The organism is Oceanotoga teriensis, assembly GCF_003148465.1.
Lineage (GTDB): Bacteria > Thermotogota > Thermotogae > Petrotogales > Petrotogaceae > Oceanotoga > Oceanotoga teriensis.
Map to the genome: position 1 here is coordinate 116,565 of NZ_QGGI01000006.1, position 15,203 is coordinate 131,767.

Annotated in this window: 13 protein-coding genes; 6 read left to right on the plus strand and 7 right to left on the minus strand. The window is 25.5% G+C overall.

Features of this window, described 5'->3' with window-relative positions; all coding sequences use genetic code 11:
• Positions 1 to 148 precede the first annotated feature (148 nt).
• From C7380_RS05830 to C7380_RS05855, 6 genes are all read left to right on the plus strand, one after another.
• Positions 149 to 1,138, plus strand: a complete 990-nt coding sequence (locus tag C7380_RS05830; protein ID WP_109604553.1) for an ABC transporter substrate-binding protein — start codon at positions 149 to 151, stop codon at positions 1,136 to 1,138.
• Positions 1,139 to 1,190: 52 nt separating this feature from the next.
• On the plus strand, positions 1,191 to 3,380 hold the full coding sequence (locus C7380_RS05835) for an ABC transporter permease (RefSeq protein WP_109604554.1): 2,190 nt from the start codon (positions 1,191 to 1,193) through the stop codon (positions 3,378 to 3,380).
• A 13-nt stretch (positions 3,381 to 3,393) separates the two neighbouring features.
• Complete coding sequence (locus C7380_RS05840) at positions 3,394 to 4,488, plus strand: ABC transporter ATP-binding protein (RefSeq protein ID WP_109604555.1); 1,095 nt, start codon at positions 3,394 to 3,396, stop codon at positions 4,486 to 4,488.
• A 126-nt stretch (positions 4,489 to 4,614) separates the two neighbouring features.
• Positions 4,615 to 5,949, plus strand: coding sequence for an MATE family efflux transporter (locus C7380_RS05845; protein WP_158274795.1), 1,335 nt, complete (start codon positions 4,615 to 4,617; stop codon positions 5,947 to 5,949).
• 103 nt (positions 5,950 to 6,052) lie between these two features.
• Positions 6,053 to 6,862 (plus strand): helix-turn-helix domain-containing protein, encoded by an 810-nt coding sequence (locus C7380_RS05850; protein WP_109604557.1) that lies wholly within the window; start codon positions 6,053 to 6,055, stop codon positions 6,860 to 6,862.
• A 57-nt stretch (positions 6,863 to 6,919) separates the two neighbouring features.
• Positions 6,920 to 8,251, plus strand: a complete 1,332-nt coding sequence (locus C7380_RS05855; RefSeq protein ID WP_109604558.1) for an MATE family efflux transporter — start codon at positions 6,920 to 6,922, stop codon at positions 8,249 to 8,251.
• 88 nt (positions 8,252 to 8,339) lie between these two features.
• On the opposite strand, the gene C7380_RS05860 is transcribed toward C7380_RS05855, so the two are convergent.
• From C7380_RS05860 to C7380_RS05890, 7 genes are all read right to left on the minus strand, one after another.
• Positions 8,340 to 9,110, minus strand: a complete 771-nt coding sequence (locus C7380_RS05860; protein ID WP_109604559.1) for an alpha/beta hydrolase — start codon at positions 9,108 to 9,110, stop codon at positions 8,340 to 8,342.
• Positions 9,111 to 9,214: 104 nt separating this feature from the next.
• Entirely contained in the window at positions 9,215 to 9,856 is a 642-nt protein-coding gene (locus C7380_RS05865; protein ID WP_109604560.1) for a hypothetical protein, read from the minus strand.
• 53 nt (positions 9,857 to 9,909) lie between these two features.
• Entirely contained in the window at positions 9,910 to 10,683 is a 774-nt protein-coding gene (locus C7380_RS05870) for a DpnI domain-containing protein (protein WP_109604561.1), read from the minus strand.
• A gap of 134 nt (positions 10,684 to 10,817) precedes the next feature.
• A complete protein-coding gene (locus C7380_RS05875) occupies positions 10,818 to 12,476 on the minus strand; it encodes a sugar phosphorylase (RefSeq protein ID WP_240597529.1) in 1,659 nt (552 codons plus the stop codon).
• A gap of 13 nt (positions 12,477 to 12,489) precedes the next feature.
• Positions 12,490 to 13,302, minus strand: a complete 813-nt coding sequence (locus C7380_RS05880; RefSeq protein WP_109604562.1) for a MurR/RpiR family transcriptional regulator — start codon at positions 13,300 to 13,302, stop codon at positions 12,490 to 12,492.
• A 22-nt stretch (positions 13,303 to 13,324) separates the two neighbouring features.
• Complete coding sequence (locus tag C7380_RS05885; RefSeq protein ID WP_109604563.1) at positions 13,325 to 14,296, minus strand: carbohydrate ABC transporter permease; 972 nt, start codon at positions 14,294 to 14,296, stop codon at positions 13,325 to 13,327.
• Positions 14,290 to 15,171, minus strand: coding sequence for a carbohydrate ABC transporter permease (locus tag C7380_RS05890; RefSeq protein ID WP_109604564.1), 882 nt, complete (start codon positions 15,169 to 15,171; stop codon positions 14,290 to 14,292). Before C7380_RS05890 ends, C7380_RS05885 begins: the two co-directional genes overlap by 7 nt.
• Positions 15,172 to 15,203 lie beyond the last annotated feature (32 nt).

Here is a 15,203-nt window from a genome sequence, read left to right on the forward strand (position 1 = left end):
TTTTGTTGCATTCTTCTTTGTAAATAAATAATTAAAATTAAACGACATTAACGACAAATATTTAAAAAAATCAAAAACAAATCAAACTTTTTTAAATGAATACGATATTATAAAATCATATGACTGAACATTAAATTGGAGGTGTAGTATGAAAAAATTACTTGTATCCATTTTTATTATTATATTAAGTTTGACAATTTTTGCAAATGAAAAAGTTGGTGCATACACAACTTTAGAAGAACCATTAGCAAAAGAACTTTTTGATGAATTTGAGAAAGAAACTGGAATAAAAGTTGAATGGGTAAGATTATCTACTGGAGAAGCAGTTGCAAGAATGGAAGCGGAAGCAAACAATCCTCAAGCCTCTATATGGGTTGGTGGAGTAGGTCTTGGACATATTGAAGCAAAACAAAAAGGATTAACGACTCCATACAAATCACCGATGGCGAGAAATACACCAGATAAATATAGAGATACTGAATCTTATTGGATAGGACTATATGTTGGACCTTTGGCTTTCGGTATTAATACAGATAGAGCAAAAGAACTAGGTATAAAAGCTCCTGAAGGATGGTTTGACATAATAGATTCTAAATATACAAAAATGGTAAGAGTCGCTAATCCTGGGACATCCGGAACTGCATATAATGTAGTTACAAATATAATCTCTCTTTTTGGTGGAAATGAAGATCTTACATTTACATATTTAAAAAAATTAGATAACAGTATAGATCAATATACAAAGTCTGGATCAGCAGGTGGAAAAAGTGCTGCAATAGGAGAAATACCTATTGCAATTGGATACTTACATGATCTTGTAAAACTAAAAGCTGGTGGAGCTCCTCTTGAAATAGTTATACCAAAAGAAGGTACAGGATTCGAACTCGCTTCTATGTCATTGATAAAGAATGGCCCTGACTCATTAAATGCAAAAAAACTTTATAATTGGGTACTTGGTGAAAAAGCACAAGCAATGATAGCTGCATGGTATGTAATTCCAGTATCAAAAATAGCTCCAAAAGACAAAGTAGTTGTTGAAATAGATACCTTAAATACAGTAAATCAAGATTATGAATGGGATGCTTCAAATAAAGAAAGATTAGTTGAAAGATGGAATAAAGAAATAGGCTCTAAATAAAAAATAGCGGCTATAAAAAGCCGCTATTGTAAATATATTCAGAGGTGATTAAATGTTTACTAAAAAAAAGGTTATCATATATATTTTTACAATATTAATAATAGCTATACTTGATATATGGATATTCAACAGTATAAAAAGTTCATTCGATGATATAACAAATGAAAATAATAAAAATATAGTCTCATTAATAGATACAGTTCATTTAGATCAAGATTATTCTAAATGGGTGAAAAATATATCTGAAAGTTATGAAAATTTAAATCTAATATATTTAAACGGAGTGCCTGGATTTGATGAATTAAAAGCATATGTTAAATCTGAGGAATATTTAAAATTTTATGATGAAAATATAAATACTGATGATTTTCAAAAAGGATTAGAATATGCTTCTTATAGTGAAGTATATAAATTACCTTCTCAATATACTTTTCAAAATAAAAAAATAGATATTTATTTTTCACCTATATTTGATGAAGATGAATATATTGTAGGAGTTGGGATATATCTTTTTGATAATTCAAAAAATAATGATTTTTTTAAACTGCTGGATATATTTTCAATAGGGATATTAATAATTGTATCAGTATTCATATATCTTTCAAGATTTACAAGAGATCCAGTAATGAGTTATATAATACTTGGTTTGTTTATTATAGTTGGCATATTTGTAGTATACCCTTTATACGAAGCGATAAGACTTACATTTATAAAAAATGGTGTGTTTTCATTTGATATATGGAAAACGATATTAACAACCAATCAATATATGCAAGCATTTTGGGGTAGTATAAAACTTGGGTTATTTACTGCAACTTTATCAACAATAATTGGATTTTTATTTGCTTTTACCTTAAGCAGAACATCTATAAAAGGTAAAAAATTTATATCAACTATGGCAACATTACCTGTAATATCACCACCATTTTCTTTAACTTTATCTATAATACTTCTTTTTGGAAATAATGGTTTAATAACAAAGCAATTACTTGGAATAACAAATTTTTCAATATATGGGCTTGGTGGGCTTACACTCGTACAAACAATGGGAATGTTTCCTATAGCATATTTAACAATGGTGGGAGTCTTACAATCTATTGATTCAACACTTGAAGATGCTTCTTTAGATTTAAATGCATCAAAGAGTAAAACATTTTTTAAAGTTACTTTACCATTATCTGCACCAGGAATTTTAAGTGCTTGGTTATTAGTTTTTACAAATAGTCTTGCAGATTTTGCAAATCCTTTAATACTTGGGGGAAGCTACAAAGTCCTATCAGTTGAAGCATATATAGAAGTAACTGGAATGGGAAGACTTGGTAATGGAGCGGCTTTATCTCTGTTATTATTATTACCAACAGTAACAGCATTTCTTATACAAAGATTTTGGGTAAGTAAAAAATCTTTTGTAACGGTTACTGGGAAACCATCTGGAAGATTAACAGAACTCGTATCAAAACCTATTAAAATAACACTCAATACATTAATAATTTTAATAATAATATTTTTAATAGGTCTTTATGGAACTATAATAGCTGGTAGTTTCGTAAAAAACTGGGGAATAGATTATACATTCACTTTAGACAACTTTAAAGAAGCATTGCAAAGAGGAAAAGAAGCAATTGGTGATACAGTTACACTTGCAACAATAGCCACACCAATAGCCGGAATTCTTGCAATGTTAACGGCTCTTGTAGTAGTCAGAAAAAAATTCCCAGGTAAAAAATTGATGGAAATACTTGTTATGGTTCCGTTTGCAATACCAGGAACATTGATAGGTATAAGTTATATATTAGCTTTTAATAAACCACCAATATTAATAGTGGGAACAGCTTTCATAATAATAATAAACTATGTAATAAGAGAATTGCCTGTTGGAGTTGAAGGCGGAGTTGCTGCATTAAGACAAATAGATCCAGCAATTGAAGAAGCTGCAGCAGATTTAGGGGCAGATGTTCCAACAATATTTAAAACAATAGTTCTGCCTCTTCTAAGACCGGCATTTATATCGAGTTTATCATATACATTCGTGCGTTCAATGACAGCTGTAAGTGCAGTTATATTCTTAATATCTGCAAAATGGTATCATATAACAGTTTTAATATATAATTTTTCAGAAAACCTGAGATTTGGTTATGCAAGTGTTCTTGCTACGACACTTATAATTATAGTACTCATAGCATTTGGACTTATGAGATTATTGATAAAAGATAACAAGAACTTAGAAAAAACAATATCTTAAGAGGTGACTGATAATGATAAAAACAAGTGCTTCTGTGAAGCTTGAAAATATAACAAAAATATTTAAAGATCCTGCTGGAAAAGGTGAAGTATATGCCGTAAATGATGTTAACTATGAAATACAACCTGGAGAATTAATAACTCTTTTAGGACCATCTGGATGTGGAAAAACAACAACTTTAAGAATGATAGCTGGATTTGAACTTCCAACAAAAGGAAAAATAATAATATCTAATCAAGATGTAACACAACTTCCACCAAATAAAAGAGATACAGCAACAGTATTTCAAAGTTATGGATTATTTCCACATATGACAGTTTTTGAAAATGTAGCTTATGGATTAAAATTAAGAAAAATAAATAAAAATGAAATAGAAAAAAGAGTAATGCAAACACTCGATATGGTTGGTTTAAAGCATCTTGCACATAGATCTCCATCGAGGCTCTCTGGTGGTCAACAACAAAGAGTTGCACTTGCAAGATCTATAATAGTAGAACCTTCAGTACTTTTATTAGATGAGCCACTTTCAAATCTTGATGCTCTTTTAAGAGAACAAATGAGAATAGAAATAAGAAGAATACAAAAAACACTTGGAATAACTGCAGTATATGTAACTCATGATAGGGTAGAAGCCATGAGTTTATCAGATAGAATTGTATTGATGGATTCTGGTAAAATAATTCAAACAGGTACTCCAAATGAAATATATGAATCTCCAGAATCAAAATTTGTTGCCGGTTTTGTTGGAAAAGTAGCTTTTATAAATATAGAGATAAAAGAAATTTCTGAAAATATAACAATAAAACTTGAAGATAAAATTTTAAATATAAAAAAATTTCAAAAAAATTTAACATTAGAAGATAAAGCAGTATTAATGTGTAGACCAGAATCCATGAAAATAGCAGAGTTTGGAAAAGGACATATAGATGGAATTGTAAAAAATAATGTGTACCTTGGAAATAGTATTGAAAGTTTTATAGAAACAAAATATGGAGAATTACTCGTTCAAATAGATAATCCTTCACAAAAAACAGTATATTCAGAAGGGCAAAAAGTTGGTATAGAAATAGTTCCAGAACTATCAAAAGTTTTAAAAGATCAAGATTAAAACGACAAATTGGAGTTTATGTATTCATAAACTCCAATTTGTTTTATATATTTATATCAAAACTATATTTTTGTAATAAATTTTTGTTAATATTTTTTTTATACTAAAAAAATGAGAGGGATAAACATGTCGAGTTTTTATAAAAGATTATTTTACTTAGCTTTACCAATAGCAATACAACAACTCATATCTACAGGAGTAAATTTTATAGATACTCTTATGATGGGTCAACTAGGAGACATTGCAATAGCAGCTGTAGGACAAGCAAACAGAATATTTTTTCTTTTTTCATTATTAATGTTTGGAATATCAAGTGCGGGTTCTATATTTATATCACAATATCATGGAAAATCAGAAAAAGAAAACATATCAAAAACTACAAGTTTAATGTTTATATTTGCTTTCTTAGCCTCTCTGATATTTTTTATACCGGCATACTTCAAGCCAGAATTTGTGATGAGTTTTTTTAGTCCAGATTCTGAAGTAATAAACGCAGGAAAGCAATATTTAAAATTAGTATCGATATCATATCCTATCATGTCTATAATATTTGTTTTCGAAACTGCATTTAAAAGTACAGAACATACAACAATTCCAATGATATCAAGTTCTTTAGCAATGGGAATAAATATAATTTTGAATTATATATTCATATTTGGAAAATTTGGAGTTCCTCAAATGAACGAAGCAGGAGCAGCTATAGGAACATTATTTGCTAGAATAGTACAAGCAATATTTTTAGTATATTACATAATAAAATTAAAACATCCTGCCTTTTTTAAATTTAAAAGTATCAAATATATATCAAAAGATTTTGTTATAAGATTTATAAAACATGCAGCACCAGTTACAGGAAATGAATTCTTATGGGCTGCAGGGGTAACAGCATATTCAATAATATTTGCTAATATATCGACAGAAGTAATAGCAGCAAAAAATATAGTAGATACTATTGAGCAATTTATATGGGCATTTTTATTTGCTTTGGGATCATCAACTGCTATAATAATAGGTAAAGAACTTGGAGCATCGAGATTTGAAGAGGCACAAAAATACTCTAAAAAACTTATAAAATTAAATTTTATATTTAGTATCATATTAATATTATTACTAATATCTATATTACCTTTCATATTAAAAGCATTTAACGTATCTCAAGAAGTAAAACAAATGATAAAAACTATATTATATATATCTTTTTTATTCATACCATTAAGATCATTCAATCTTATAAATGGTGTTGGTATACTAAGAGCTGGTGGAGATACTAAAATAATGTTTTACACAGAAATAATAACTCTTTGGGGACTAGGTGTTACAGCGGCATTCATTTCAGGAATAATTTTAAAACTCGATTATTATTGGGTATATCTCCTTACAATGCTTGATGAAATAGCCAAAGCAATAATACTTGGACATAGATATTTAACAAAAAAATGGGTAAAAAATGTTATAAATTGATCTATAAAATTATTTTAAATTATTATAATAGTTAAAACTCTCCAAAACCTTATACTCAGTATAGGGTGAAAATATAAAATAAAGTTAAAAAGTGGGGATTATAATGGAAAATTATCTAACTATTGGAGAACTATCAAAGTTAACTTTTATAAATAGACAAACAATATTATATTATGAAAAATGTGGTCTCATAAAACCAAAATACAAACATGAAAATAATTATAGATACTATAGTTATAAAGATATGGAAAGAATAGAAGCAATATTAATATTGAGAAGACTTGATTTTTCAATAAAAGAAATAAAAGAATATTTTTTAAATGAAGATATGAAAACTTTAAAAGTAGCTTTAAAAAATAAAAAGAAAAAAATAAAAAAAGAAATATTAACACTTTTAAACAAAGAAAGCATAATAGATGAAATAATGGACAATATGGATATATTGAATGAAAAAAGAAATGAAATACATTTAGAAACTATAGAAGAAATAAATTATATAGAATTCCCAGCAGATTATAAAAATAATATAATAAATTACAATAAAATAAAAGAATTTAATCAAAAAATAGAATATGACAAAAACAGGTTAAAAATAAAAAGTATAATGTTTTTTGATTTAAATGATAAAAGTTATAAAGAAACTTATTTTGGATTTATTTTTGATAAAAATTATTTCATAATAAATAATATAGAATATAAAACAATAAATAAAAAAGAATATTTAACTTATTATTTTTTTGAAACTGAAGAAATAATAGGACAAAAAATAAAAGAAATATTAAAATATATAAAAGATAAAAAATATCAAATAATAGACACACCTTTTGTATTAGATACAACCAATCCTTTTTTAATAAATACTAATGATAGATACTTTGGAAAACTTTGCATACCAGTCAAAAAATTAACTTGACCTTATATCAAGTATATACTTTAAAATCTCAACGGAATAAGTTGAGGTGATAAAAAAATGAATTCAAAAGTTGATATGGGAAGAATGGATATAAAATATTTATTTTTTAAATTTGCAACACCAGCTGTTATATCTTCTATTATAATGTCATTATACACAATAATAGACGGTATATTCATTGGAAGGGGAGTTGGATCTGTAGGGCTTGCAGCAGTAAATCTTGCTATGCCTTTTATATTTTTTATATCTGCTTTTTCTATAATGGTTACAATAGGCGGTGGAACATTCATAGGAGTAAGTTTAGGTCAAAAAAACAAAGAAAATGCTAATAATGCTTTTTCTGTGTCATTTTTCATATTAGTTATTTTCTCCATTTTGATAACAATATTCACAAATTTATTTCTAAATAAAATAACCTTATTCTTAAAGGCAGATGAAATTACATTTGAACATCTAAAAAATTATTTAAAAATATTAAGTTATTTTTCATTTGCTTTTTCAATAACTTATTTGCTCGAATTAAGTATAAGAAGTCAAGGTTATCCGATATTTGCCATGATATTTACTTCTACTGGAGCAATATTCAATATATTTCTTGATTATATTTTAGTGATAAAATATAACCTTGGTACATATGGAGCAGCTTGGGCAACTGGAATATCACAATTCATACCATTCATAGTATTTTTTATATTCATAATATCAAAAAAATCAATAATAAAATTTAAAATTCCAAAATTTCAAAAAAATATGATAATAAAAATATTCTATAATGGTTCATCAGAATTTTTATCTCAAATTTCAGTTGGAATAACAACATTTTTATATAATTGGGTACTAATAAAAAATCTTGGAAATATAGGAGTTAGTGCCTACTCTATAATTTCTTATATAAGTGTATTTATAATATCCTTTATAATGGGAATATCTTCAGGAATAGCACCAATTATAAGTTATAATTATGGCGGTAAAAATATTAAAAGAATAAAAAAATTGATGAAATATGCTGTAATTACTGGTTTTATGATAGGAATAATCTCTTTAATAGTTGTATTACTATTTTCAGAACAAATAACAAAATTATTTATAACTAATAATGTAGAACTTCTAAAGATAACAAGTGAAGCAAATAAAGTATATTCAATAGGTTTTGTTCTTATGGGATTTAATATAATAGCCTCTTCTTTTTTTACGGCAATAACAGATGCAAAAACCTCAATATTAATATCTTCCTTGAGAACATTAATATTATTCATAATAAACTTGTTGATTCTTCCAATTATAATAGGATACTGGGGTTTATGGCTTGTTGTACCAATAACAGAAACTTTCACATTTTTTTATTCAACATATAAATATAAAAAATTCAAATTAAAATATGAAAATTAAATATAAAAAAAGAGCAATAATCATATGATACTTTCAAAGTAAACATATAATTAATGCTCTTTTATTTAATAGATATATTATTAATTTATTAAATAATACTCATAGATCTTTTTAAAGATTCATTGAAAAAATACCAATCATGATTTCCATCAAATTCATCATAAAAAAAATCAAAATTTAAAGACTTCATCTCAGTAGCAAGTCTGTTACAATCCTTAATTAAACCATCGCTTAATCCACATGAAATATAAATTTTTGGTTTCTCTTCAAAATCATTTATTTTATTCATCAAATCTAATATTTCATAACTTGAATTCCATAAAAGTTCTTCTCCAAAAATAGACTCAAAATCATTTACAATTCTTTCACCAAAAAATTCTTTAACCTTTTCTGGATTATTTCTTTGAAAATCAAGTCCTTCTTTTAGAAATAAACATGCTGGAGAAAATGAACAACATACGCCATATTTTTCTGGAAAAGTTAAAGCTGATTTTAAAGCACCATATCCTCCCATTGAATTACCAATAATTGAAGTATTCTCTCTACTGGTATTTATATTAAAAATATTTTTACATAAAGTTGGCAACTCTTCATTTACGTAAGTAAAATATTTAAGGCCGTATTTCATATCAGTATAAAAACTTCTCGAAGCATCGGGCATTATAAAAATAATATTATACTCTTCAGAAAAAATAGGAAGTTGTGTATAATCCAGCCAATCTCCACTACTACCACATAATCCATGAAGTAAATAAGAAACTTTACATTTACTAATATCTTTTGAATTATTTGGAATAACAACAGTTAAATTTGTTTCCATTTCAAAAATGCTTGAAAAAACTTTACCTCTAAATATCATTATTTCATCCCCTTTTATATTATTTAAATTGATTTGGGGAACTTTTTTTACATTTTAAACACCTCGATATTCAATAATTTGAAAATAATTATAATCTAATAATATTATAACTTATTATTTCTAAAATCATCAAGCCATTTGGTAAAAGCTTTTAAAAACATTTTTCTATTTTTTGAAATATCATCTGGTAATTTAGAAACAAGTTCTGCTTTTTTTTCAGCTCCAAAATTACCACATTCCCATATTTTATTAGTAGTTACAAAACACATTGGAATATCAGAATTTCCATCCCATCTTTCTTGGATTTTAAATCCAAGAGAAGACAACTTAGAATCTAAAGTTAAATCTACTTGAGTCCATCTATTATTGTTCATAATCATTAAATAATTATGAAAGTCAATAATTTCATATTGATATAAGAAATCTTTAAGGGGCTCAGCAAATTCAATTATTTTATAAGAATCATTTTCAAACCAAGTCAAATCTTTCCATCTTTGAAGACAAATCATATCTTTAGTTTTTATACCTATATAATTAAAAAGATCTCTTGCTAGAAAATGCTTTCCAGAACAAGTACCCATATTATTTTTAAAAACATCATAGGGAGACCTTGAATTTATATTTCCATATGGTATATCTCTCACATTTTCAAAAATTTTTATTATTTTATTATTTATATTTAAATCATTAATATTCCAAAATTTAAAAATTTCTTTTATTTGTGGTTCTGTTAGTGAATAGCTCATATATAAACCTCCAAAAAATATTTATTCCAATTTAGTTTATAATGTTTATTAAGTTAGTATTGATTATATATTTCATAATTTCCATCACCCAAAAATTTTAAAATGTTATTATCTCTTAATATTTGTAATTGTTGTCTTATCTTTGCTTTTATGTTTTTATTATTTGGGTGTTTTTTAGCTAATTCATTTTCAAATTTATATATATCTTGTAAATTAAATTTTTTATCAACTTTATTAATACAATTTAATATATCATATAGCCAACCTCTTGCGTTATAATTATCTTTTTTTATTATATTGGTGTTTTGCCAATTATTCATTATTATCGTTTTTTCTAGAAATTCATAATTTTTTATATAATATACTTTTGATATAGAGGGTATATTTTTAATTAATATATTACTTCCTATCCATCCAGATCTTTTAGCAGTTTTTTTTAATTTATTTCTTTTTTCTATAATGTCTGATACGAAAAATTTTTTTGGAATTATAAAAATTTCTTCGATTATATAGTCTTTTTTATCATATAATAGAAAAATAAAATTTGGATTATTTAGACTGTTTATTCTTTCAATCATTTTTTTATAAGAACCAGAAGTTATTTTTTTGCCAAAACTTTTACCGCCTTTTGATTTTAATTCAAATTCTTCTTTACAATTTTTACAATAAAAATCAGCTACTGGTTTATTATTTTTAAATTTTTTTAAATTATTTCCACATTTGGGACAAAAAATATTTTTTTCTACCCAGTTTTCTGTAATTATTCTTATCTTTTGACTATTATTTTTATAATTATTTGCTAAGTTTATATTCAATTTATTTTCCATATAATACTCCGATCAAATATATTGATATTAATTAAAAAGTGATCCTCTGTTGAGAGAATCACATTATTTATGATTAGATTACATATATTATTTCATCATCTAAAATAATTATAACACAATTAAATAAAAAGTATTTATTTTTTTAAAACAACAAATTCAAAAGGTTTTAAATCAACAAAATTTTCAATATTTTTTTCATCTATCAAATTAACAAAATGTTTATCAGTATCATACTTTTTGACTTTATTAGAAATATTTAAAATAAATTTTATACTATTATTTCTTTCAAAAGATATAGTTTCATTATCAATATCTAATACTTTCATAGATACAAAAGGGTCAAAGTCTATATTATTAGATCTGATAGATAATATTTTTTTCATTTTATGAAATATTTTATATCTTAGAGTTTTTGGGTTTTTTAAATCGATTATTAAATTTTCATAATGAAGTTTTTCTCTATTTATAGATCTATATTGACCAGTTTTTTTAACACCATCAAAAAAATTTTCAGATCCTAATAAAGAATGTATGTATATTCCAGGTACTCCAGGCATAAAACAAGCTATTGCATAAGCTGAAATGAATTTTCTTATACTTAAATCAAGATCATCATCTTTAAAAGCACTGAAAAGGTTTATATTTAATTCATAAGGAGATTTTGAACCGTCAGAATTCTTCTTATAAGAAACGAAACCATTATGTCTTATGATATCTTCGATTAAATTCTTTTTATCATTATCATCTATAATTCCTTCTAAAGGTCTTAATCCAATTCCATCATGTGAAGCAAGAAAATTAAAATAAGTTGCATACTTTGAAGGAGATTTAATAGACTTAAGCCATTTTAAAAAGACTCTACTATCTTGTTTAAAAAATGTATATAAAATGAGTGGTGGTAATGTAAAATTATATATCATATGGGCTTCATTATTACCATTACCAAAATATTTTATATTATCTTCATGTGGTACATTTGTTTCTGTTATTATTAATACATCTTTATAAGTCATTTCAAAAATTTTTCTTATTAATTTTATTATCAAATGAGTTTGATTAAGATGAATACACGTTGTATATTTTTCTTTCCATAAAAAACCAATTGCATCTAATCTTAATAATTTTGCACCTTTTTTAGCATAAAAAATCAATATATCTATTATTTCAAGTAATACTTCTGGATTTTTATAATTCAAATCTACTTGATCTTCACTAAAAGTAGTCCATATTTTTTTAATACCTTCCGATGTTTTAAATTCTGTTAATAAACTATGTGTTCTGGGTCTTACAACTTTTGAAAGTCCTTCATCATTTTCACATTCTATAAAGTATTTTGAATATATCTTATTTTCATTAAGAAATTCTTGAAACCAATAATTTTCTTTAGATATGTGATTTATTACAGCATCAAACATTAATCTATAATTTTCTGATAAATATTTAATATCTTCCCATGAACCATTTTTTTCATCTATTTTTTTATAATCTATTACTGAAAATCCATCATCAGAAGAATAGGGGAAAAATGGAAGTATATGTATTGTATTAATAGAATTTCCAATAAATTCTTTTGAAAATTTGTTAAGTGTTTTCAAACAACTTTCATTTTTTGTATATATATTATCTGCGTAAGTTATTAATACTGAATCTTTATTTGAAATTTTATAAAAATTATTTCTTTTAGTTTTTATAGAATTTATTTTATTTTTAATTGAATTATATACATAATCAGAGTTATCTCCATAAATAGATAAAATAATATCTTTAATTTCTTTTAAAGTATTTGATTGCACAGGTTAACAACTCCTATTTATCAAATTTTTTTGTTTTTATAACTTTATTTATATTTTCAAAATGCTGTTTAAGATTTCTCTTTTTTAAAAGTACATTATATATAAGATCAAAAATAAACATTTCACCTATTCTAGTTTCTTTAAATTCATTTTCATTTGGTGCATCGGCAACAGTATAAAGTACTTTATCAGCAACAGAAGATAAAGGAGATCTTACACCAGAAGTAATTGCTATAGTATATGCACCAGCATTTTTTGCAACTTCTGTTGATTTAAAAACATCTCTTATAAATCCTGAATGACTAACTGCTATAACTGTATCTTTTGAACTTAAATTTGCTCCAACTATTACTTGCATGTGTGGATCTGAAAAGGCATTTGCTATATAACCTAAAGAATTTAATTTAAGTGATATATCAAGAGCTACTGGATATGAACGACCTACAGCAAGTATAATTATTTTATTACTATTATCTATCCTATTTGCAATTTCTTCTATGAGATTTTTATCAAGATTTCTATTTATTGTATCTATTATTAAAGAAACTTTTGAATGATAACTCTCAAAAATATCTTTATCTTGGTTTACTTCCATACTTGGTGAACTCAATTCTTTTACAAGGTCAATTTTAAATTCTTGATAACCTTCATAGCCGATTTTTTTAACAAGCCTGTATATAGTGGTTTCACTAACTCCAGACCAATTTCCAAGTTCTGTAATACTATAATGTATAGCATCATCAGGTCTTTGAATTATATAATCAGCAGCTTTTTTTTCAGTTTTTGTTAAGGATTTATATATTCCTTTTATTTTGTTTATAACCATAAAGTCACCTTCTTAATTTTATCTATTCTTTGACTCCGCCAGCAGTTAAGCCACCAACAAGATATTTTTCCATAGTCATAAATAATATTATAACAGGTATAGAAGTCATTACAGATGCGGCCATCATTTTAGTCCATATTGCATGATCTGAATAAAATATTTCATTCAAACCTATAGGAAGCGTATAAAACTGTGGATAAGGTCTTATAAATATAGAGGCAAATAAATACTCATTCCAACCAATCATAAAAGCATATATAAAAACTGTTATTATAGCTGGCAATGAAAGAGGAATAATTATTTTTGTTATTATTCCTATTCTTGAACTTCCATCAATTATAGCGGCTTCTTCTATTGTTTCAGGTATTGTTCTAAAATAATTTCCTAACATATAAAGTGAAACAGGTAAAGTTTGTACAAGATATATTACAAAAAGAGAAACAAGTCCTTTATAACCATTTCCTGTCATTCCTATTTTAACAAATATTTGGTAAAGAGGCACAGCTAATATTGTTCCACCAAACAGATAAACAAGAAGTACTGATTTTTGAATAGTGCCTCTACCTGGGAACTTTATCCTACTAAAAGCATATGCCCCAAAGATAGAAATTATGACACTAATGAGTGAGCTTAATCCTGCTATTAATAGACTATTAAGAAAAAATCTTAAAAATGGAAAAGACTCTTTTTTCCTTTGAGAATATATTTTATCTAATATGGGTTTTTGTTGTTCTTCTGGTAAATCTTTTACAAGATCAAGCAATTGTTTTTCTTCATTAGATAATTCATCTCTTATAGATTCTTTAAGTCCCAAAAGTTCCATATAAGCATTAATTGTTGGTCTTTTAGGAATTACTCCAGGATCAAATGCATCTGAATCATATCTAAAAGATACAGAAAGCATCCATATAAAAGGATAAACTACAAATATAACTAATGCAAATATAGCAAGATAAAATAAAATACTTTTTAAGATGGATTTTCTTTTTACCATTTTAACACCTTCTTGACATAAATGCCTATCAAACTCATCATAAATAAAAATAATAAAGTAGCTATAGCGGCTGCCACACCTTGTTGAGGAATTCCAGTGAAGGCTTTTTCATAAATATATATAGGTAATGTATTGGCAAATTTTGACATAAGATAAACTTCATCAAACTTATAAAAATTCCATATACCTCTTAAAAGTGCCACAGAACCAATAACAAAATATAATTCAGGAAGTGTTATATGTAAAAATTTTTGCCATGAATTTGCACCATCAATTTCAGCAGCTTCATAATAATCGTCATTTATAGATTGAAGTTTTGAAAGTATCATAAGATAAATAAAAGGAAAATTTCTCCAAATATTAAATATAGATACAACAATAAATGAATTATTAGGATCATTTATTATATCCATTCCAGAACTAAATCCAAAAAGAGTAAGAAATTTTGTTAAAGGACCATCGATTGGTAAAAGAACATATTTCCAAGAAAAAACTATCGCAATTAATGGAGTTACATAAGGTAATAATAATAAAGATCTTACCAATGTGCGACCAAAAAATTTTTTATTCATCAAAAGAGCAACACCAAGCCCTAATAATATACTTCCAACAACAGTTATAAAAGTAAATAATAATGTAATTCCAAAAGATCTCCAAAACGTTATATCTTTAAGAATATTAATATAATTTGAAAATCCCACGAACTTATTATTTTCGCCTAAAGAAAGAGAAACATCAAAAAAACTAAGATATATATTATAAAATACAGGATAAAGTATTAAAAGAGAAATTAATATTACAGTTGGAGATACGAGCTTCCAACCAAAAATAGCTTCCTTTTTCTTTAGAGGGGAATAATTATCTAAAATTGCCATTTTTAACCTCCCAATCATTAAAAAATAAAAGG

Coding starts and splice junctions, on each gene's coding strand:
- C7380_RS05830 (WP_109604553.1), top strand. CDS start 149: ATGAAAAAATTACTTGTATCCATTTTTATTATTATATTAAGTTTGACA.
- C7380_RS05835 (WP_109604554.1), top strand. CDS start 1,191: ATGTTTACTAAAAAAAAGGTTATCATATATATTTTTACAATATTAATA.
- C7380_RS05840 (WP_109604555.1), top strand. CDS start 3,394: ATGATAAAAACAAGTGCTTCTGTGAAGCTTGAAAATATAACAAAAATA.
- C7380_RS05845 (WP_158274795.1), top strand. CDS start 4,615: ATGTCGAGTTTTTATAAAAGATTATTTTACTTAGCTTTACCAATAGCA.
- C7380_RS05850 (WP_109604557.1), top strand. CDS start 6,053: ATGGAAAATTATCTAACTATTGGAGAACTATCAAAGTTAACTTTTATA.
- C7380_RS05855 (WP_109604558.1), top strand. CDS start 6,920: ATGAATTCAAAAGTTGATATGGGAAGAATGGATATAAAATATTTATTT.
- C7380_RS05860 (WP_109604559.1), bottom strand. CDS start 9,110: ATGATATTTAGAGGTAAAGTTTTTTCAAGCATTTTTGAAATGGAAACA.
- C7380_RS05865 (WP_109604560.1), bottom strand. CDS start 9,856: ATGAGCTATTCACTAACAGAACCACAAATAAAAGAAATTTTTAAATTT.
- C7380_RS05870 (WP_109604561.1), bottom strand. CDS start 10,683: ATGGAAAATAAATTGAATATAAACTTAGCAAATAATTATAAAAATAAT.
- C7380_RS05880 (WP_109604562.1), bottom strand. CDS start 13,302: ATGGTTATAAACAAAATAAAAGGAATATATAAATCCTTAACAAAAACT.
- C7380_RS05885 (WP_109604563.1), bottom strand. CDS start 14,296: ATGGTAAAAAGAAAATCCATCTTAAAAAGTATTTTATTTTATCTTGCT.
- C7380_RS05890 (WP_109604564.1), bottom strand. CDS start 15,171: ATGGCAATTTTAGATAATTATTCCCCTCTAAAGAAAAAGGAAGCTATT.